This window comes from Maribacter luteocoastalis (assembly GCF_048890225.1).
In the GTDB taxonomy this organism is placed as follows: domain Bacteria; phylum Bacteroidota; class Bacteroidia; order Flavobacteriales; family Flavobacteriaceae; genus Maribacter; species Maribacter luteocoastalis.
Genome location: NZ_JBMFZG010000002.1, coordinates 463,326 through 485,337, shown reverse-complemented (window position 1 = coordinate 485,337; position 22,012 = coordinate 463,326). Strand labels below are relative to the sequence as shown.

The 22,012-nt window shown below is 37.6% G+C and carries 14 protein-coding genes; 4 read left to right on the top strand and 10 right to left on the bottom strand.

The window, feature by feature from the left end; all coding sequences use genetic code 11:
• Positions 1-5: 5 nt before the first annotated feature.
• From ACOCEA_RS06660 to ACOCEA_RS06650, 3 genes are all read left to right on the top strand, one after another.
• On the top strand, positions 6-1,604 hold the full coding sequence (locus ACOCEA_RS06660; RefSeq protein ID WP_420755432.1) for a M1 family metallopeptidase: 1,599 nt from the start codon (positions 6-8) through the stop codon (positions 1,602-1,604).
• Positions 1,605-1,891: 287 nt separating this feature from the next.
• Entirely contained in the window at positions 1,892-8,983 is a 7,092-nt protein-coding gene (locus ACOCEA_RS06655) for a BspA family leucine-rich repeat surface protein (protein ID WP_420755431.1), read from the top strand.
• Positions 8,984-8,987: 4 nt separating this feature from the next.
• Entirely contained in the window at positions 8,988-9,923 is a 936-nt protein-coding gene (locus tag ACOCEA_RS06650) for a PorP/SprF family type IX secretion system membrane protein (protein WP_420755430.1), read from the top strand.
• Positions 9,924-9,984: 61 nt separating this feature from the next.
• On the opposite strand, the gene ACOCEA_RS06645 is transcribed toward ACOCEA_RS06650, so the two are convergent.
• From ACOCEA_RS06645 to ACOCEA_RS06630, 4 genes are all read right to left on the bottom strand, one after another.
• Positions 9,985-10,827: a pseudouridine synthase gene (locus tag ACOCEA_RS06645; RefSeq protein WP_420755429.1), complete on the bottom strand. Its 843-nt coding sequence runs from the start codon at positions 10,825-10,827 to the stop codon at positions 9,985-9,987.
• 85 nt (positions 10,828-10,912) lie between these two features.
• Entirely contained in the window at positions 10,913-11,818 is a 906-nt protein-coding gene (locus tag ACOCEA_RS06640; protein ID WP_420755428.1) for a geranylgeranylglycerol-phosphate geranylgeranyltransferase, read from the bottom strand.
• 12 nt (positions 11,819-11,830) lie between these two features.
• Entirely contained in the window at positions 11,831-12,769 is a 939-nt protein-coding gene (locus ACOCEA_RS06635; protein ID WP_420755427.1) for a mevalonate kinase family protein, read from the bottom strand.
• A gap of 140 nt (positions 12,770-12,909) precedes the next feature.
• Complete coding sequence (locus tag ACOCEA_RS06630) at positions 12,910-14,001, bottom strand: diphosphomevalonate decarboxylase (protein ID WP_420755426.1); 1,092 nt, start codon at positions 13,999-14,001, stop codon at positions 12,910-12,912.
• 80 nt (positions 14,002-14,081) lie between these two features.
• Between ACOCEA_RS06630 and ACOCEA_RS06625 the strand changes: the two genes are divergently transcribed.
• Positions 14,082-14,555 carry a TspO/MBR family protein gene (locus ACOCEA_RS06625; protein ID WP_420755425.1) on the top strand — a complete coding sequence of 158 codons (474 nt, stop codon included), beginning with the start codon at positions 14,082-14,084 and terminating at the stop codon, positions 14,553-14,555.
• Here ACOCEA_RS06625 and ACOCEA_RS06620 read toward each other — a convergent pair whose 3' ends face one another.
• The 6 genes from ACOCEA_RS06620 to pgmB form a co-directional block, all read right to left on the bottom strand.
• Entirely contained in the window at positions 14,556-15,095 is a 540-nt protein-coding gene (locus ACOCEA_RS06620) for a DUF1697 domain-containing protein (protein ID WP_420755424.1), read from the bottom strand.
• Positions 15,096-15,101: 6 nt separating this feature from the next.
• Positions 15,102-16,379, bottom strand: a complete 1,278-nt coding sequence (locus ACOCEA_RS06615) for a BaiN/RdsA family NAD(P)/FAD-dependent oxidoreductase (RefSeq protein ID WP_420755423.1) — start codon at positions 16,377-16,379, stop codon at positions 15,102-15,104.
• Complete coding sequence (locus tag ACOCEA_RS06610) at positions 16,379-17,068, bottom strand: glycerophosphodiester phosphodiesterase (protein WP_420755422.1); 690 nt, start codon at positions 17,066-17,068, stop codon at positions 16,379-16,381. The genes ACOCEA_RS06615 and ACOCEA_RS06610 overlap by 1 nt, the downstream gene beginning before the upstream one ends.
• Positions 17,069-17,130: 62 nt before the next feature.
• Positions 17,131-18,903: an alpha-amylase family protein gene (locus ACOCEA_RS06605; RefSeq protein ID WP_420755421.1), complete on the bottom strand. Its 1,773-nt coding sequence runs from the start codon at positions 18,901-18,903 to the stop codon at positions 17,131-17,133.
• Between the two features lie 59 nt (positions 18,904-18,962).
• Complete coding sequence (locus ACOCEA_RS06600) at positions 18,963-21,263, bottom strand: glycoside hydrolase family 65 protein (RefSeq protein ID WP_420755420.1); 2,301 nt, start codon at positions 21,261-21,263, stop codon at positions 18,963-18,965.
• A gap of 66 nt (positions 21,264-21,329) precedes the next feature.
• A complete protein-coding gene (pgmB, locus tag ACOCEA_RS06595) occupies positions 21,330-22,007 on the bottom strand; it encodes a beta-phosphoglucomutase (protein ID WP_420755419.1) in 678 nt (225 codons plus the stop codon).
• Positions 22,008-22,012: the final 5 nt, after the last annotated feature.

The following is a 22,012-nucleotide window of genomic DNA, read 5'->3' as shown; positions in this document are numbered from 1 at the left end:
AACACTTGTTATACCCAATCCTACCAAAATATACTTTTGTCCTTATCCTATTTTTTTTAGGTGTCACTAAAATAACGGCCCAAGATCAATATCACAAAAATGAGGCAATCGATGTTCAGTCATACCTCTTTAACTTGATGTTGAATGATGATTCCAATGAAATAAAGGGGGAGGCAGTTATAAAAGTTGACTTTAAAAATGAGGTTGAGGAATTTACCCTAGACCTTGTTGGCCAATCAGGGGTTTATGGCATGCACATTACTGGGGTATTCGAAGGAGATCAGGATGCCAATTATATATTCCATAATAATAAAATCATCATCACTCCCTCCTCAAAAAGTACAACTACCCACACGTATAAGGTCGTCTATAATGGGATACCCGAAAAAGGTTTGGTCATTGATACCACCAAATTTGGGCGTCGCTCCTTTTTTGGAGACAATTGGCCTAATCTCGCACGGCATTGGTTGCCTTCCGTTGACCACCCTTACGATAAAGCCACCATTGAATTTAGGATTACCGCACCAGAGCATTACGATGTGTTGGCTACTGGCAAAAAAATCGAGGAAAGCAATCTGGGCAATGGCTTTAAACTAACTACCTATCAAGAACCTGCTCCTGTAGCCATGAAAGTGGTCACCATTGGGGTTACCCAATTCGCAAGTACCCTATTGGATGTAGTTTATGACATTCCGGTAACGGCATGGGTCTATCCCGAAAACCGATTGGAAGGCTTTTCAGATTATAAGGTAGCTTCTAAAGTCCTAAAATATTTTATAGATAACATAGGATCTTATTCCTTTGCAAAATTGGCAAATATGCAGGCCAAAACACAATGGGGCGGTCTTGAAAATGCAGGAACGATCGCCTATTTTGAAGACTCGGTAACTGGCATGAACACGGTAGAGGAATTAATCGCACATGAAATTGCCCATCAATGGTTTGGCAATTCTGCTACGGAGAATAACTGGAACCATGTTTGGTTAAGTGAAGGGTTCGCCACCTATTTTTCTATTTTGTACCTGGAGCATGTATATGGCGATGATAAAAGAAAAGATGCATTGGCCCTCGACCGAAAGCAAGTAATCGACTATTACAAACAGAACCAATCACCCATCGTAGATTTAACAATAAAAGACCCCATGCAGGTCTTAAGCATAAACAGCTATCAAAAAGGAGGATGGGTATTGAATATGCTTCGCCATCAACTAGGTAACGATGTTTTTTGGAAGGGCATTCGAGACTATTACAAAAAATTCAGGAATGCCAATGTGCTTACTACAGACTTTCAAAAGTACATGGAGGAAGCTTCAGGTGAAAATCTGGAGACCTTCTTTCAACAGTGGTTGTTTACCAAGGGCCATCCTGAAATAGAATGGGAATGGCAATACGAGCAAGGAAAGGTGAAAATCTTTTTGAAGCAAATACAGGATCATCATATTTTTCAATTTCCTCTGGAAATAGGTGTTTTACAAGGTGATGAGCTCGAAATCATTAAGGCAACTATTGACCAACAATCCCAAGAATTTATAATCAAATCTAAAATGCGTCCTGACCAAATTATTCTTGACCCAAATTATTGGTTATTGTTCGAGGAAAAATAAGACATTATATCCCAGAAGATACAAATTTATTCTACCGCTCCAATTACGCTACATACACACGAGTATTACAAAACAGCAAGAAGGGTAAAAAGGTTATTTCAACACCCTAAAACCCCTACCTAACAGCAAGAAAAACAGCTGTTTTTAATGATGGCATGGTAATGATTTCTACAGCTTTTTAGGGTTTCACAACAAATGGAACACACTTTCTTCTAACGTAAAATAATTGAACTGGTTATACGTTATGGACTAACCCTATTTACATAGGGAAATAACCACTATTCATTATGCTCAAAAAACTGCCCTTTATACTTTTACTTATTAGCTTGACAGGTTTTTCACAATCCTTCATATCTACATGGGACACTAACAATACCAGCAGCGGCTCCTCCGCCAGTAATGAAATTACCATTCCTACCAACCCTGCGTATACCTATAACTACAATGTAGACTGGGGAGATGGAAACATAAATATTGCGGTTAACGGCGACATTACACATACCTATACAACTGTGGGAAGTTACACCATTAGCATAAGTGGCACTTTTCCTGCCATTTATTTTAATAATAGCGGGGACGTTGAAAAAATAATTGAGATACTTTCTTGGGGAGACATCCAATGGCAAACTATGGAAAATGCCTTTTACGGCTGTTCCAACCTGAATTTTGATGCTATTGATGCACCTGATCTAACACAGGTGACCAATTTATCCAACATGTTCAGGGAATGTGAAAGTTTTAATGGGATTTTAAACAACTGGGACGTAAGCACCATCACTAATATGTCCGGCTTATTTAGACAGGCAAGAATTTTTAACAGGCCTTTGGATAACTGGAATACCATTTCTGTAACCAATATGTCCGAAACCTTTTATTCTGCACAAGCATATAACGAACCTTTGGACAACTGGAACACTGCTTCTGTAACCAATATGTCTGGCATGTTCCTAGGTGCTGGATCGTTCAACCAAAACATCAATAACTGGGATGTAAGCCAGGTGACCAATATGTCTAGCACCTTTCAAAGTACCAATAACTTCAACTATCCACTACACAATTGGAACGTAAGCAATGTGACCAATATGGCACGTATGTTCAATTCCTCTGCCTTTAACCAGTCCATTCCCAACTGGGATGTAAGCAATGTTACCAGCATGGCAGGCATGTTTGGCCAAGGACAATTTAATCAACCTTTAGCAAATTGGGATGTTTCTGCGGTTACAGATATGTCCACTATGTTCCAAAGAAACAGAACGTTCAATCAACCACTAAACAGCTGGGATGTAAGCAATGTAACCAATATGTCCAGTATGTTCGATGGGTATTTTTGGGACCAAGTTTATAATTTCCCTTTAGATTCTTGGGACGTGAGTAATGTAACGAACATGAGTTATATGTTTAGGGACAATTCTGCATTTAACCAAGACATTGGCGGCTGGGACGTGAGTAGTGTCACCACTATGAAAGGTATGTTCAACGAGGCTCAAGTATTTAACCAAGACATCAGTGGTTGGAATGTGAGTGCTGTTACCGATATGAGCGAAATGTTTCAACAGGCGCCCCTCTACAACCAACCACTCAACAGTTGGGCAATGGGCAATGTGACCAATATTTCAGCAATGTTCTCTAGGGCTGAAGCTTTTAACCAACCATTGGGGTCTTGGAATCTTAGTAATGTCACCAATTTTCAAAATCTTTTCAACCAGACTACCGCCTTTAATCAGGATCTAAGTACCTGGGTAACTTCTTCGGTAAGCAATATGTCCAATATGTTCAACCTGGCTACCGCTTTTAATCAAAACTTAGGTATGTGGGACATATCCAATGTGACAGTCATGACCAACATGTTATCCAATAGTGGAATTTCACAGGAAAATTATGACACCATTTTAATTGGATGGTCTGGACAAACCGTAAACTCCGGAATTACACTAGGAGCCATCAATTTACAATATTGTGATGGCCTCACCCAAAGGCAAAGCCTAATTGATAACAATGGATGGAACATTATTGGAGATAGTGTAAACTGCTCATATGTGCTATGTACCGAGATAACCATGCCCCATGCCAGTGATACCGCTACACCTGCAAATAGTGATATACGATGGAATCCAGCACCTAATGCCACAGGCTACAAAATTACGATCAGGAGAGTAAACGGACCAATTGATCAATTGGTTTATAACAATTACGATGTGGGAAATGTCGTGGGAGTAGATTTTACCAATGAATTTACGCCGGGTGACAATGTTTTTGTTACCGTGGTTCCTTATAACGCCGATGGCGATGCCACTGGATGCCAAGAAATCAACTATACCGTAGTAGAAAGTTGGGTCAACAGTCCTAATGCTTTTAAACTTACTTATGATACTAGACTTCAAAACTCTACTCAAACCACACCTGTTGATCAACTAAAAATTCAAACCACATCTGGATTTTCATACAATTACAGTATAGATTGGGGTGATGGCCAATATGATAATAATGTCACTGGAGATATTACACACACCTATCTCATACCTGGAATATATACTGTAAGCATAATAGGAACATTTCCTGCACCGCGACATGAAGAATTTAATAGCGATGCTTTCAAGTTACTTAGCATTGACCAATGGGGCACACAAACATGGGAAACCATGCAAGGTGCATTTGCAGGTTGCGAAAACATGGAATACAATGCCACGGACATTCCAGATCTATCCCTAGTTACGGATATGGGAAGAATGTTCATTGTGTGTAGAAATTTTAACGGCAACATCAACAATTGGGATGTAAGCAATGTAACCAATATGTACGGTATGTTTGGGGTTGCTTCGATATTTAACCAACCACTTGACAATTGGGATGTTAGTAGTGTTACCAACATGAATTTCATGTTTGCCAGTACGTCAGAATTTAACCAAAATATTAATAGTTGGGATACAGGAAGTGTAACCAATATGGCCCGAATGTTCAGCAGTGCTAAAAATTTTAACCAACCACTAAATAATTGGGATGTAAGTAGGGTAACCGATATGTCCAAAATGTTTGAAAGAACGGATGCATTTAATCAACCAATAAACGCTTGGGATGTTAGTAATGTCCAGAATATGGAAGAAATGTTCTACTATACTAAAGCATTCAATCAAAATATAGATAATTGGAATGTCTTATCTGTAGCAACAATGCGCAGTATGTTCAGCAATGCAAATGTATTTGATCAACCGCTAAACTCTTGGAACGTGTCTTCAGTAACCAATATGGCATCCATGTTCAACAATGCGAACATGTTTGATCAGCCTTTAAATAACTGGAATGTTTCTGAAGTCACCAATATGAGTAGCATGTTCAGCAGTGCAGATGTTTTTAATCAAAATATTGATAGTTGGAACGTCACCAATGTAACCAACATGAGTTCCATGTTCAACTACGCCCCTGTCTTTAACCAACCATTGAACAGTTGGGATGTAAACTCTGTGGTAAATATGAGCAGTATGTTCAGGGGCGCTACCTCATTCAACCAGGCTCTGGATAACTGGGATGTAAGTGCAGTGGCCAATATGAGTAATATGTTTGAAGATGCTATAATTTTCAATCAACCCTTGAATACTTGGAATGTGAGCTCCGTTACACTTATGCCATCCATGTTCGAAGATGCTGCTGCCTATGCTCAAGAAATGAATAATTGGAATGTTTCTGTGGTTACCAATTTTAACGCCATGTTCAAAAATGCAGCTGTTTTTAATAGCCCATTAAATGCTTGGGACACCGGCGAAGCCCAAAATATGGCACAAATGTTCTATGGTGCAACCCTATTTGATCAAAATCTTGATAATTGGAATACTTCTTATGTGACTACCATGCAAGAAATGTTTAGGGAGGCGGAAAGTTTTAATCAATCTTTGGATTCTTGGAACGTTGCCTCAGTAACAACAATGCAAGGAATGTTCCAAGCGGCAACCGCTTTTAACGGTAGTATTAATAGTTGGAACGTACGCGGTGTTGCCACTATGCAAGATATGTTCAATGTAGCTATAAGCTACAATCAGTCCTTGAATAACTGGCGGGTAAATGGTGTAACCAATATGAACAGAATGTTTCAAGGGGCATCTTCCCTAAACCAAACTTTTGATGCTTGGAACCCTGGCAATGTATCTATGCAGGCCATGTTTCATGATGCAATAGCATTTAACCAGTATTTAGGGGATTGGAACGTAAGCAATGTTACCAATATGCAAAACATGTTGGATGACACCTCCTTATCATTAGAAAATTATGACAATACCCTAATTGCATGGTCTGAACAAACCCTAACTCCTGGAATAAACTTAGGCGCCAACAGTCTTCCTTATTGTGACGCAGTTGAAGAGAGACAATCTATTATAGACAATTTTGGCTGGAGCATTACAGGGGATGTATTGGATTGTCCATTTCCAAATTGCACACAACTTACAGCACCATTACATGGTGAAACCAATGTGCCCGTAAACACCAATTTAACTTGGGAGCCCCAACTATATGTACGGGAATATAAGGTTTCCATCACAATTCAACCATCGGGAACAGTCATTAACGAAACTATGGTTAATAATACCACATACGAGTTTACCAGTGATTTTATGGGTGGGGAAACCGTATTTGTGACCATTACCCCTTCCAACGATACCGGTGATGCCATTGGCCCATGTGTAGAGGAAAGTTTTACCATCTCAACCAATCCGGCTACACTACCTGAATGCACAAATTTGACCGAACCTTTAAATAGCGCTACGAACGTTGCCGTTACTTCAGATTTAAGTTGGGATCCTATTTCAAACGCAGATGGGTATAGATTAACCATCGCAACCACCTCAGGAGGAAATGATATACTGAACAACTTTGACGTTGGCAATGTCACTACATATGACCATCCAACAAACCTACCCGAGGATAGTGATATTTTTATAACTATAGTACCTTATAACGAACAAGGGGATACCAACGGATGTGGAGAAGAGAATTTCCATACTGAGCTCATCCCGGTTCCGCCAGTCTGCAGCAACCTAATAAGTCCAGTTTCAGGAACAACAGGTGTCCCGATCGATACTAGTTTAAGTTGGAACGCGGTAGATGGCGCTACAGGATACCTTGTGGTTGTAGGTATTACCCAAGGTGGTATTGAGGTAGCAAATAATATCGATGTAGGAAATACAACTTCCTACGCCTTTTCCCAAAACCTGCAGGAAAACAGAACGCATTATGTAACCATAATACCTTATAACAATGAAGGTGATGCAGTAGGTTGTGCCGAACAGAGTTTTAGAACAGGAACCACCACCTTAAACTCACCCCCTTTATGCACGAACCTTTCAACACCTTTAAACGGTGAAACGGGTATACCAGTGGATACTGACTTAAGTTGGGATGCAGCAGCTAATGTAGAGGGTTATTATCTAACGGTAGGCACTTCTTCGGGAGCAACAGATATATTAAATGGGTATGATACAGGTAATGTTACAACCTTTAATTTACCAACTAATCTACCAGAAAACACTGCAATATTCGTAACAATTACACCTTACAATAGTTTTGGAAATGCCGCCTCTTGTGCTGAAGAATCATTTACGACAGAAACCATGGCAACAGTCCCAAACTGTACGTCATTGTCCGCCCCTATCAACGGTGCTTCGGATATAAGTATTTCTTCAGACATTTCTTGGAACGCCATCTCCAATGCGGATGGGTACTACCTAACCGTTGGGACAACTTCTGGCGGATCTAATATCCTAAACAATCAAGATGTCAGTAATGTTACCACTTATAACCTTCCAAACGATTTACCGGAAGCAACTACTATTTATGTAATGATAGTCCCTTACAATAGTGTGGGAATCGCGACTGGGTGTACGGAGGAGTCCTTTACCACCGAAACGGTGGCAATGGCCCCAAGCTGTACGTCATTGGCCGCCCCTATCAACGGTACTTCCGATATAAGTATTTCAACGGACATTTCTTGGAACGCTATGTCCAATGCGGATGGGTACTACCTAACCGTTGGGACAACTTCTGGCGGATCTAATATCCTAAACAATCAAGATGTCAGTAATGTTACCACTTATAACCTTCCAAACGATTTACCGGAGGCAACTACTATTTATGTAATGATAGTCCCTTACAATAGTGTGGGAATCGCGACTGGGTGTACGGAGGAGTCCTTTACCACCGAAACGGTGGCTATGGCCCCAAGCTGTACGTCATTGTCCGCCCCTATCAACGGTGTTTCGGAAGTAAGCGTATCAACAGACATTTCCTGGAACGCCATCTCCAATGCGGATGGGTACTACCTAACCATTGGAACAACTTCAGGTGGAACAGATATCCTAAATAACCAAGATGTCCATAATGTCAGCGCCTATAACCTTTCAACCGATTTACCCGAGGCAACCACCATTTATGTTACGATTGTCCCATACAATAGTGTGGGAATCGCGACTGGGTGTACGGAGGAGTCCTTTACCACCGAAACGATGGCAACGGCCCCAAGCTGTACGTCATTATCCGCCCCTATCAACGGTGCTATCGATATAAGTATTTCAACGGACATTTCTTGGAACGCCATCTCCAATGCGGATGGGTACTACCTAACCGTTGGGACAACTTCAGGTGGAACAGATATCCTAAATAACCAAGATGTCAGTAATGTCAGCACCTATAACCTTCCAAACGATTTACCCGAGGCAGCGACCATTTATGTTACGATAGTCCCTTACAATAGTGTGGGAATCGCATCTGGGTGTACGGAGGAAAGTTTCATTACAGAAACCTTACTTACAATACCTGATTGTACAAACTTAATTTCACCAAATAGTGGGGATATCAATGTGGAATTGACTGCTTCATTATCTTGGGAAGCGTCTGTCCACGCAGACGGATATCGACTTTCCGTGGGCACAACATCAGGAGGGAATGAGCTTATTGACAATGAGGACGTAAGCATTCTAACCAGCTACACATTTACCGAAAACCTATTGGAAGGCACTACCTACTTTGTAACCATTACCCCATACAATTCCTTAGGTGATGCAGTAAGCTGTGGGGAATTTATATTTACTACCGTTACCCAAGACGATACATTGTACGGCTTCTCTCCAAATGGAGATGGCATAAACGACTTTTGGTCCATTGATGGAATTGAATTACACCCCGAAAACACCGTCTATATTTATAATCGTTGGGGAGATTTGGTTTTCCAAATCCAAGGATATGATAATCAATCCAATGTGTTTAGCGGTACGGCCAACAAAAGAACCAAATTGGGGGCGAGTGAACTTCCAAGTGGCACTTATTTCTTTAACATTCAAGTTTCTGGCGAACATAATCTTAAAAAACTACAAGGTTTTGTAGTCCTAAAGCGATAACTCAATGAAGCATTTTATAAAGAATATCGCTATAACGGCGACCCTACTTTTTGCATTATTTTCATATTCTGAGCTTGAAGCTCAACAAACACCAGCATTTGCAGAATATAACTATAACCCATATCTAATTAATAGTGCTTTCGCCGGACTTGCCCCTAGCACGGAAGTTTCCTTGAGTAATTCTGGATTCTTTAATAAATTAGAGGGAAGCCCACGTAGTTTTTCATTGAGTCTTCATACTCCATTGAACAGAGGAAAAGTAGGTCTTGGTACCGGCCTTATTAGAGATGTAATTGGTGGTGTTACTACCTCTACAAATGCCTTTGCCACCTACTCCTATAAACTATTTTTTGACACCAAAAAAAATAGGCCCTATTGGCAGATTTATACTCCCAATTCCTTCTCCTTCGCCATTTCTGGAGGCATACAACAGTATCAGGATAATTTATTGGAACTTGGAATCGTGGGTGATCCCAATTTTGCACAGAACATTAATGCTACCATCCCAACTATTGGACTAGGTGTACTACTAAATCTAGCAAACTTCTATGTAGGCCTTTCTGCACCCAATGTGCTTGGGGATAAATTGGCTTCCGATGATAATTTGGACCTTTCAAATGCCTACTATAGCTACTTTGGATACCGTTTCTTCTCCAATCAATTTGAAGAAATTATGATCAAACCAAACATGTTGGTGAAATACGAGAACGGAGCCCCTTTTCAAGTAGATATTAATCTAGCAATGAGCTATAAAAATAGGTTTGAAGTGGGAACGGGGTTCCGAACCAATTCATCCATTAACCTGTTGGCTGGTATTTATCTATTCAAAAATATCCGGACTATCTATACCTATAATTTAGCATTTAATGACGCTCCATTAGGCAACACACATGGTCTAATTATCAGTTATCTTTTTGGAGAGGGTTATGCTAGGGATTAAATAGTTTTAATGGGAAAACTTATCTAATACAGAACGCTTCTGTTAAAAGAAGCGTTCTGTATTACTTAATCATTTTTAGGTTGATTATCTCTTGTTGGGTAAGATAACGCCAATGTCCTCTTGGCAAGTCCTTTTTTGTTAAACCACCATAAACAACACGATCTAACTTAGCAATTTTATAATCTAAATGTTCAAATAAACGTTCTACGATTTTCCCCCTTGAACTATGAATCTCAATTCCCACTTCCCTTTTTGGAGCATCATCAATATAACTTATAGCTTGTACCCTAACCACTTTTTCATCTACCATAACCCCTTCCTGTATTTTTCTTAGATCAGCACTTGATAAATCGCGATCAAGAACTAAATGATAGATTTTTCGTAGTCCGTTCATAGGACTTTTTAATTTTTTGGTCAAATCCCCATCATTGGTGAAAACCAACAGACCTGTATCTTCCTTATCCAATTTATCAACAGGAAGCAATTTAGATTTAGAGGCATTGGTTATTAATCCAGAAACATGTCTTTTTCCTTTTTCATCCCTAATGGTCGTAGAGAAGTCTTTTGGTTTGTTCAAAAGAATATATTCCTTTTTTACAGGATTTAGCAACTGCCCGTCAAACTTAACCTCATCTGTTAATTTTACCTTGTAACCCATCTCTGTAACGGGCTTTCCATTAACGGTAACACTCCCTGCAGAAATATAAATATCCGCATCCCTTCGGGAGCAGACCCCCGAGTTGGCTACATACTTATTTAAACGGATAGTATTAGGGTCTGACGGTTGCTTTGGCGGTGTGTTCTTCTTTATAGGTGAATTGCCCCTGGCATAACTATTTTTCCTAAAATTACCACCCTGTCTTCCTGATGCCTTTTTTCCTTTGTTGGACTCGTCCCTGCTCATAATACACCTAATTTTTTGCAAAGGTAGGAAATTGGAGTGCTGGGGTGATACTTATCTTCAACTAAATACAAAATCAAGCACTTACCTACAAAATTCGATTTAGCACCAAATCTACATCTATCAATAAAATACTAAAGACTCCGGCAACAATTATTAATTTTAAAATATTATGCAATCCTACATATTCCTTTTTTATTGATGCCCTTGAAAGTAATACAAGGAATAGAAGTAGTAATAGCACACAGCACATGAAGTAATAATTCATATAGCCCACATCAAACTTCAGAATTAGCAGCAAGGAAGGTATCAATGTAAGAAGAATTAAAAATGCAATACAAAGCTTCGAGATTTTTAGACCGTAAATAATAGGAATAGTCCTGTAGTTTTGTGCCAAATCACCAGTGATATTCTCTAAATCCTTGATCATTTCACGAGCAAGTATAATTAGGAAAAGAAACATGGCATGTACAAAAATTACTGTTTCAAAGTTTTTGTAATACACAAAAACGGCAAAGAAAGGTGTAATGGCCAAAGTGGCCGAAACAAAATTACCCAGAAATGGTACTTTCTTGAGTTTATGCGAATAGAACCAAATACCAAAAATATATGCTGAAAAAAACAATACTGCCCTAAAAGACACATAGCTTGCCGCAAAAGCTGCCAAAAAATTAAGGATAAAGTAGGTAGATAACTTAAAGCGTTGGCTTACCAACCTGTCCAACATACTCTTCCTTGGTTTATTGATCAAGTCCTTCTCGGCATCGTAGAAATTATTAATAATATAACCACTTGCTATCACCAATGTTGATGCCAATACAATTACCAATAAATTAATATCGAAGACTACCTTCCTAACTGGAAGGTCTGGGGCAAGAATGTAAATGGCCGCTAAATATTGTGCCAAAGCTATAATTAGAATATTATAGCCCCGTACAACCGAAAACAGACTCAACACCTTTAATAGTAAGAGTTTGTTCTTTCTACTAAGCATTTTGGATAATTCCTAAAAGTTGTAAACTACCTCTAATTTGAAATCTTTTAAAGCCAGTTTAGCTTTATCAATATCTTCAGTGAAACCTAAAATATAACCGCCACCACCAGAGCCACATAACTTTAAATAGTAATCATTGGTATCTATGCCCTGTTTCCATAGTTCATGGAATTTTGAAGGAATCATGGGTTTAAAATTATCCAAAACAACATGCGAAAGTTGTTTTAGATTACCAAAAAGGGATTTTATATTACCGTTGATAAAATCCTCAACACAAGCATCGGTATGCTTAATAAATTGATTTTTAAGCATCCTCCTGAACCCATCGTTCTTCATCTGTTCCATAAACAATTGTACCATAGGTGCGGTTTCACCTGTAGAACCACTATCCAATAAAAATACGGCACCTTTACCATCTGTGTTTTGACTTGGAATACTTGTAGATTCTATATTGTCCTTAGAATTAATTAGAATTGGCAAACTTAAATAACTATTTAATGGATCTAAACCAGAAGATTTGCCATGAAAGAAAGATTCCATTTTACCAAAAATGGTCTTTAATTTTAATAGTTTTTCACGTGTAAGATTTTCAAGAACGGTTATCTTATCCGTTGCATATCTATCATAAACAGCTGCCACAAGTGCGCCACTACTTCCAACACCATATCCTTGGGGGATAGAGCTGTCAAAATACATCCCGTTTTCAACATCTTCATTTAAAGCCTCCAAATCAAAAGAAACCAAAGTAGAGTCCTTTTTGGTTAAATCTTCAAGATAGATAACAAAATTCTTTAACGCCAAGTTAGATGCCTTTGCCGTTGCAGAAAAATTGTTTTCCTTTTTTAAAGCTCCTTTAAAATAATTAAAAGGGATAGAAAGACCCTTGGAGTCTTTAATGATACCGTATTCTCCAAAGAGAAGTATTTTTGAATAAAATAATGGTCCTTTCATTTGTTTGTCAACCTCTAAATATACTTAGAACTGCTATTAAAGATAATCAACTTAAGTATATGATCAAAACTCATATACGAAATTGATGAACTATTGGTTCAATTCTTTTCAAATAACGGGCAAATATGCTTTAAAGTATCTTATTTAACGCTTAGCTTTTTTGCACCAAATCCAATTCGATCACAAATATACTGTTGGTTTTGGCAGTATGCAACCAACTCATCCTGAATAAATTGAAATACTTCTGCTTTTTCAACCTCTGGATATAACACGTGAACATTAGCTCCTGCATCTAAAGTAAAACAAACATTGGTCTTAGATTTTTCCCTAAAATCCCAAATCTTATTAATGATTTCCAGGGTATTTGGTTTCATTAATATAAAATAAGGTTGACTTGTCATCATCATGGCATGTAGCGTCAATGCCTCACTTTCTACTATTTTTATGAACTCCTTAAGATTGCCTTCTTTAAATATGACTTTTAGGTTCTCTAAATTCTTATGGGCCTGTGAAAATCTTTGTTCCGCAAACGGATGGCCATGCATTAAGTCATGCCCCACTGTACTGCTCACCTGCTTTTCGCCCTTGTCCACTAATAGAATGGTATCATGGTAATTCTTAAAAATAGGATGTACCTCATAAGGATATTTAATTCCGTATAAATCTGTACTACCTTCTATATTCTTATGTTTACCCCATTGCACCAAATCCCCTTCAATACTTCTACAGGCACTCCCAGAACCTAAACGCGATAAAAAAGAAGCCTTTTGCACAAACAATTCACTTGTCATGGTTGGCACAAACTCCTTCTCCAATTCCATTAGGCAAAGTGCCAATGCAGACATACCGCTTGCCGAAGAGGCTATACCACTACTGTGTGGAAAAGAATTAGAAGTTTCAATTATTAAATGATATTGTGTTAAAAAAGGCAGGTATGAAATAACCCTTTTGAAAAATTGTTCGATTTTAGGTTTAAATGAAGGCTTAGGTTCCCCTTGAAACAACAAATCAAAAGAAAAATCTGAATTGTCCCCTGCCCTTTTCTTATATTTTAAAGAAGTAGTTGTTGCACACGCCTCCAAAGTAAAACTTATAGAAGGATTTGCAGGAATTTGATTTTCCTTTTTACCCCAATATTTCACCAAGGCAATGTTGCTTGGCGATGTATAAGAGACCTGACCTTGTTCTTTGAGTTCTTGATATTTTGATGGTATAAAATCTTTTTCGGTCATGCAAAGCGTGTTTGTGCAAAGATAGTTTTTAGCCACACCTATTAAAATAAATCCTTATTTTAGAGCAAATACTTTTTATCTTGAAAAAGAAACTGACCTACATTTCTATCAGTGTTGCCATTTGTCTGATTATAGGCTACCTGTCTAGTATTGTTACCCAAAGCTCGGTCAACGATTGGTATACCACATTAAACAAGCCAAGTTTCAATCCACCAAACTGGTTATTTGCCCCTGTCTGGTCTGTTCTTTATGTTTTAATGGGTATTTCTTCAGGTTGGGTATGGGCCAAGGGATTTCATCATAAATGGGTAAAGACTGCCCTGTATCATTTTGGTTTCCAATTATTGCTAAATGCACTTTGGAGCATTGTTTTCTTCGGATTAAAAAATCCTTTTTTAGCATTTTTGGTCATCATTACCCTTGTAATAATGCTAGTATTAACCATAAAGTGGTTTAAAGTAGTAAGCAAGCTAGCCGCAGCACTTTTGGTGCCTTATTTACTTTGGGTCTGCTTTGCTACCTTACTAAACTATAAGATTTGGGTTTTAAATTAGTTAAGATGTCATTTCCAACATCTTATTCAAGGTTCTATAGTTTCTTGTAGTCGCTATAATTTTTAATTTCCTTTCTATAAGGTTATTGTTCAATTTGGCATTTCCATAACCTAGATTACATTTCAGATATAAGCAATCATTACCAATATAGAATTGCTCATTAGGATAGCTTTCTTCTTTAAAAGCATTAACAAGGTTGCTTTCAGGTGATTCAAGAAAAAGCACAAAATAAACCCGGTTTTGCTCTAAATCATCCTGTTGGTCAAATGGATTATTGTTTAGTATCAATTGAATTTCCCCTACCGCCTTTACTAATACCGGAACCTCAAAAGCAAATTCTTTTTTGATGCATTTCTCAATCAACACACTAATTTGGCTAGGGTCAATTTCATTACTTTCAAAAACTAGATTTCCACTCTGTATATAAGTCTGTACATTTTTAAAGCCTATATCACTTAGTACTTTACGTAAATCTGCCATGGGAACCTTTTTTTGGCCACTTACATTGATCCCCCTAAGAAATGCAACAAACTGTTTCATGATTAATTATGTATGTTCTGCAAAACTATCTATGATTCCATTTGCAGCCATATACCCTCCGGTCCATGCATTTTGAAAATTAAATCCACCTGTAATAGCATCCACATTTAAGATTTCACCGGCAAAGTACAGCCCAGATAGTATTTTGCTTTCATAGGTCTTAAAATTGATTTCCTTTAAATCGACACCACCTGCAGTTACAAATTCCTCTTTAAAGGTACTTTTACCCTCTACCTTAAAAATACCATTTGTAAGTTGTTCTGCTAAATTTTCTAACTGTTGGTGTGATACATCTGGCCAAGTGCAAGATTCCTCTATTTCCGAAGCTCTAACCAAATTTACCCATAATCTTTTGGGAATATCTACCACTTTCGTACGTAAAATGGTCTTTCGCTCTACTTTTTTTATTTCTTTAAACAAAGACAACAAGCCGTTTTTATGATAATCTGGCACCCAATTTACAGCTATTTTAAATCGATAGTCATACGATTCTAAAAGTCTAGCGCCCCATGCCGATAGTTTTAGAATACACGGACCGCTCATTCCCCAATGTGTGATTAATAAAGGCCCATTGGAAAACAATACCATATTCCCATTAGATCTATTGCCATTATTTTTATAGATTATTTTTTTATCCAGAACAGAAACTTCCGCCGCAGTACTTAACCCTGGAATATTGGCAATACGTTCGTCTTTTATGTTAAAGGTAAACAATGACGGTACGGGCTCAATTATGGTGTGTCCCATATTTCGGAGCAATTCCCACATTTTTGGATTGCTCCCCGTTGTCATCACCAACTTCTTGGCAGTAAAAATTCCATTGCCAGCTTGAATATGCCATTCTTTTTTATTTTGAATGCTTTTCTGCTCGATAGCTATAACAGATACCAATTTTTTTACTTGAATTCCCAAACGCTCTGTTTCCGAAAGAAAACAATCTATTATTGTTTGTGACGAATCTGTAATAGGAAACATTCTGCCATCTTCCTCTATTTTTAAAGAAATACCTCGGGTCTCAAAAAACTCAATAGTATCACCACTAGCAAATTGGTGAAAAGGTCCTAAAAGCTCCTTTTCTCCCCGTGGATAATTTGTTGTTAATTCTTTAGGGTTAAACTCTGCATGGGTTACATTACACCTACTACCACCTGATATCCTTACTTTGGTAAGTACATCTTTTCCCCTTTCTAAGATCAGAATTTTTAGATCTGGTCTTGCTTCTGCAATATGAATTGCCGTAAAAAACCCTGCAGCACCACCACCAACAATTACAACATCATACATTAATTGACACGTTCTGGATAATTGGTTATAATACCATCTACACCAATTCTTTTCATAGCAATAATATCTTGTGGTTCATTAACTGTCCAAGTATAAATTTTAAAACCAGCTTCTCTTATTTCATTTGCAACCTCCAAGTTTAATCTCATAAAGTATGGGTTAATGGCTTCTGCATTTAATTCTTTTGCAACTGGTATGGTCTCAACAGGATTTTCATCGGTCAAAACGGCAATCCTTACCGTTGGATTTATTCGTCTCATTTCCCGTAATTCGTCCCAATTGAAACTAGAAATAATAAAATTTTCGGGTGACCAATGATGTTCTTTAATAAAATTATCCATAATAAAATTAACCTTGTCCGAAGTATTGGCGCCTTTAAGCTCAATATTTAAAGCAACTTTATTATCAATCAATTTCAATACATCCTCGAGTAATGGAATTTTATGGCCTCCATCTAAAATAAGTTGCTTAAGATCGTAGATAGTATACTCCTCAATCTTGCCTAGACCATTCGTAAGTCGATCTACGGTTTCATCATGAAAAACCACTATTTCACCACTTTTAATCTTAAAAACATCTATCTCGATCATATCAACACCCAAATCCATTGCTTTTTGGATAGAAGCCAAGGTATTTTCCGTTTCGTGGCCCATTGCCCCTCTATGACCAATAATAAGCGGTTCTTTCATATTACAAGAAATTATGAATATACTTACCAAGGTAAACAAAAGCTTATTGAACATTTTTTTAACTATTTAATTTCAAAAATATAAGATTGCAAAGGTTCTATTCTGACAGCGACATGACCTTCACCATTTTTTATATTTAATTCATTATTAGTATTATAAAGTGTATCTAAAAGAGGGTATGTACCATCTTCTAACTGCCATTCCTTAATTAGATCCACTGGTAATTTTAGGTCAAATTCAAATGATTCGTTTATATCAAAATTAACAACGATAATTAATTTTTGATTCTTTGACCAACGTACATATGATAGTACTCTATGGTTATAATTTTTAGTGAGTTCCTTATTATAAAAGTGAATTTCACGATATGACCCCATTAAGGCCTCATTGGTTATGGTGAAATTCAACAATCTTTTATAAAAATCCCTAAGATGTGCTTCTTGCCCTGATAATTGTCCACCATCAAACTTTTTGTTATTTACCCATCTTTGGTGGGCAGGAACTCCAACATAATCAAAAATGGATGTTCTTGACGGACTGCCAAAACCAGCATTTTCCTTAGCAGGCTCACCAACCTCTTGACCAAAATAAATCATAGTGGGAGAGGTACTAATCGTTGCCGATACTACCATTGCTGGTTTTGCTATTTCTGCATTTCCAACAAATTCTGGGCTTGCTACGCGTTGTTCGTCATGATTCTCTAGAAAATGAAGCATGTTGTGCTCAATATCCTGTAGACCATTTTGTACAACAGGAATATGATCTGCCCAACCATACCCTTTCATAATATGCTTTAATCCATCATAAAAATCTACCTTGTCATAGAGATAGTCCATTTTACCCTTATTTATGTACAACCTATATAGGTCTGGGTTATAGACTTCTGCCATAATAAAGGCATCAGGATTTTTCATTTTAATAGAGGAATTCATGTAACTCCAGAACTCAACCGGTACCATTTCAGCCATGTCATACCTAAAGCCATCTACGCCAAGATCTAACCAGTAAAGTGCAATATCCCTAAACTTTCCCCAAGAATTAGGAAGCTCTTTACCTTTCCAAAAATTATAATGTTCTTGATAATCTTTATCCGCAAAATCATGTGGCAATAGATCATAATCCAACACACCATCTGGTCTAACGCCATAATTAATTCTAACGGTCTCATACCAGTCATTCATATCTGGCCTAGGACTTCTAGAGCCATTTCCAGTCCATTTTGCAGGGTTTTCCACTAAAGTGGAAAACTGCAATTTATTTTTCTCCCCTCCCAAAGGTTTATAACCATCTCGCCAATTGGGAACCTCAAACTCCATATTTGGAATATAGTAGAAGCTGTTGTTCTTATCATATTCTACAGATGTAAGGTCACCAGCACCAAAATCCTTTACTCCCTTTGGATTGGTAATACCCAGGTAAGCGCGTGCTACATGGTTTGGGACAATATCTATAATTACCTTCATCCCTGCATCATGTGTGCGTTTGACCAAATCCTTAAATTCCTCCAACCTGTTCGCAGGGTCCAAGGCCAAATCTGGATTCACATTGTAATAATCCTTTACTGCATAAGGCGATCCTGCCCTACCTTTTACCACATTTGGGTCGTCATTGGAAATTCCAAATTTGGTATAATCCCTAATTACAGCATGATGCGGCACTCCCGTATACCAAATATGGGTAATCCCCAAGTCCTTAATTTCTTGAAGTGCTTTTTTAGTAAAATCAGCAAATTTACCAACACCATTTTCTTCTATGGTCCCCCACGGTTTATTGTTTGTGTTTGTGTTACCAAACAATCTTGTAAATACATGATAAATTACCGCTTTCCTTTTCATTATTTCTCTCCTCTGTTAATAACCCATTAAATGGACAATGTGTTTTTTAAAAGATTACCTTATACCACTACTAATTTATTGGGAATTAGTTCAACTTTTTTATCATTGACCCTAATGGACACTTCCCTATCCCCAATTAACTCAAAAGTAACTTTATTTGCAGTAACCCTTACCTTTATAATTCTATTCCTAAAATTAACTTTAAAAGAATAGGTTTCCCATTGCTTAGGGATTTGGGGCGTAAAACATAACTTATCATTTATGATCCTCATTCCTCCAAAACCTTCCACGATGCTCATCCATGTGCCAGCCATGGAGGTTATATGTAAACCTTCTTCTACCTCTTTATTATAATCATCCAAATCTAAACGAGATGTACGTAGATAGAATTTGTACGCTTGTTCCATACGACCTAATTTAGCTGCTTGGATGCTGTGAACACACGGTGATAGCGATGATTCATGTACCGTGAACGGTTCATAGAAATCAAAATGCTTTTCTAATTCCCCTAGAGTAAAATGGTCTTCAAAGAAATAGAAACCTTGCAACACGTCTGCTTGTTTAATATATGGAGAACGTAAAATTCTATCCCAACTCCATTTTTGGTTGATTGGTCTTTGAGTCTTCTCTAAATCCGCCACCTTTACCAAGTCCTTGTCTAAAAAACCATCTTGTTGTAAATAGACATCATAATTTTTATCAAACGGAAAGTACATTTCATCAGCTACTTTTTTCCAACGTTCGCATTCTACCGTTGTAAGCTTTGTTTTGCCTATGATTCTGTGATAATCCTCTGGGTAACCATCCTTAACTTTCAGTAATTGTTCCAATGTATATTGTATACACCACTTGGCTAGGTAATTGGTGTACCAGTTATTGTTCACATTATTCTCATATTCATTGGGTCCGGTGACGCCTAGGATTACATATTTTTCCTTACTTTGAGAATAGTTGGCACGCTGAAACCAGAATTTTGCAATCCCAATCAATACTTCCAGGCCCATTTCGGGTATATAACTATAATCACCAGTATATCTGTAGTAGTTATAGATAGCGAACGCAATGGCACCGTTTCTATGGATTTCCTCAAATGTAATTTCCCATTCATTATGGCATTCCTCACCATTCATGGTTACCATTGGGTATAACGCAGCACCATTTCCAAAACCTAATTTTTCAGCATTCTCAATGGCTTTTTCTAGATGGTTGTACCTATATTTCAATAATTTCCTAGCAACCTTATCGTCCTTAGTAGCCATATAAAAAGGTATACAATAAGCTTCTGTGTCCCAATAGGTGCTGCCACCATATTTTTCGCCAGTAAATCCTTTTGGTCCTATATTAAGTCTAGAGTCTGTACCTAGATAGGTTTGGTTCAATTGAAAAATATTAAAGCGAATGCCTTGTTGCGCTTTAACATCGCCTTCTATGACAATATCACTCATGTCCCAAATTGCCGCCCAAGCCGCTTTTTGTTTTTTAAGTAAGAAATCAAAACCAATTACGGAAACCTCATCTAAGACAGTGTTTGCCGCGGATTTTAATTCAGTTTCGTCATGATTTCTAGAAACCGTATAACCACCATATTTAATTAAGGTTAACTCTTCCCCTTTTTTAATATTTTGAGTGTATTTTAAGGAAACAAAAGTGTCATGGGATGCTCCGGTTACACCGGCAATGGAAGTGTTATTATAATGTAACGATGCTTGCATAAACGTACAAGTCTTAAAATTGGTCTTCATTGTGTGGGCTTCTATATATGCCCTATCACCAAAAACCTCTGCACTGGTGGTATTCCAGAATTTATCATCCCAGTTACTGTCCTCATTGGTAATACCACTATCCAGATAAGGTTCAAAAACCACCTCGGCATCCATGTTAATAACCCTTATTTTATAAGAAATAGCCCCTATTTCATCTAGATTAAGGCTTAAAAACCGTATTGCCTCAACATGAATTTCAGTTTCGTTTTTTAGTATGGCATTAAAACTTCTTTTATACCATCCTTCTTGCATATTCAGCTCCCGTCTATAATTGGACACCTTACATGTTGCCAAATCAATAGGGGTTCCATTTACAAAAACATTAATACCTATCCAGTTTGGGGCATTCAAAACTTTGGCAAAATATTCGGGATAACCATTTTTCCACCAACCTACACGTGTTTTATCTGGGTAATATACCCCAGCAATATAGCTCCCTTGAAATGTTTCCCCAGAATAGGTTTCCTCAAAATTGGCTCGTTGTCCCATAGCACCATTACCAATACTAAATAGACTTTCTGATGATTTTACCTGTTCGGCAGCAAACCCTTCTTCTATTATAGACCATGGGTCTGCTTTTATATAGTCTTGATTCATATTTATAAGATTGAGATTGGCTTTGGCATAAGCCCATTTCTGTAGATTATTTAAAAAAATAATATGCTATTTCACTACTTGTTCTATGCTTAAAAGTTTATCTAAAAAGCTATTGTCTATTTCTGTAAAGTCTTGAAAATTATATTTTGCTTCGACTAATATGTCTTCATGACCAATACCGACACTCACCATGCCAGCATTATTCGCAGCCTCTATTCCAGCAACGGCATCCTCAAATACAACACATTGGTTAGGCGACATATTCAAATTATTGGCAGCCATAATAAAAACCTCAGGGTCTGGTTTTGCTTTGGTAACGCTATTGCCATCTACAATACTGTCAAAATAATGTAATAAGTTTACTTTTTCTAAAATTGGCCTAGCATTCTTACTTGCAGATCCCAGTGCAATTGGCATGCCTTTATCCTTAAGATATTTAAGTATCCTAGGAACGTCCGGTAATATTTCAGAAGCATCCATCTTTTCTATATAGGCCAAATAGTCGATATTTTTATCAACCATCCATGTATCAAATTGTTCTTTTGTAGCAGCTATACCACCAATATCCAATAAGATTTCCAAACATCTTTTTCTGCTTACCCCTTTGAACATTTCATTTTGCTCATGGGTAAAATCAATGCCTAATTCATTGGCCAACTTTTTCCATGCCAAATAATGGTATTTGGCAGTATCTACAATTACACCGTCTAAATCGAAAATAAATCCAACTTTTTGTGTTTTCATAAAAT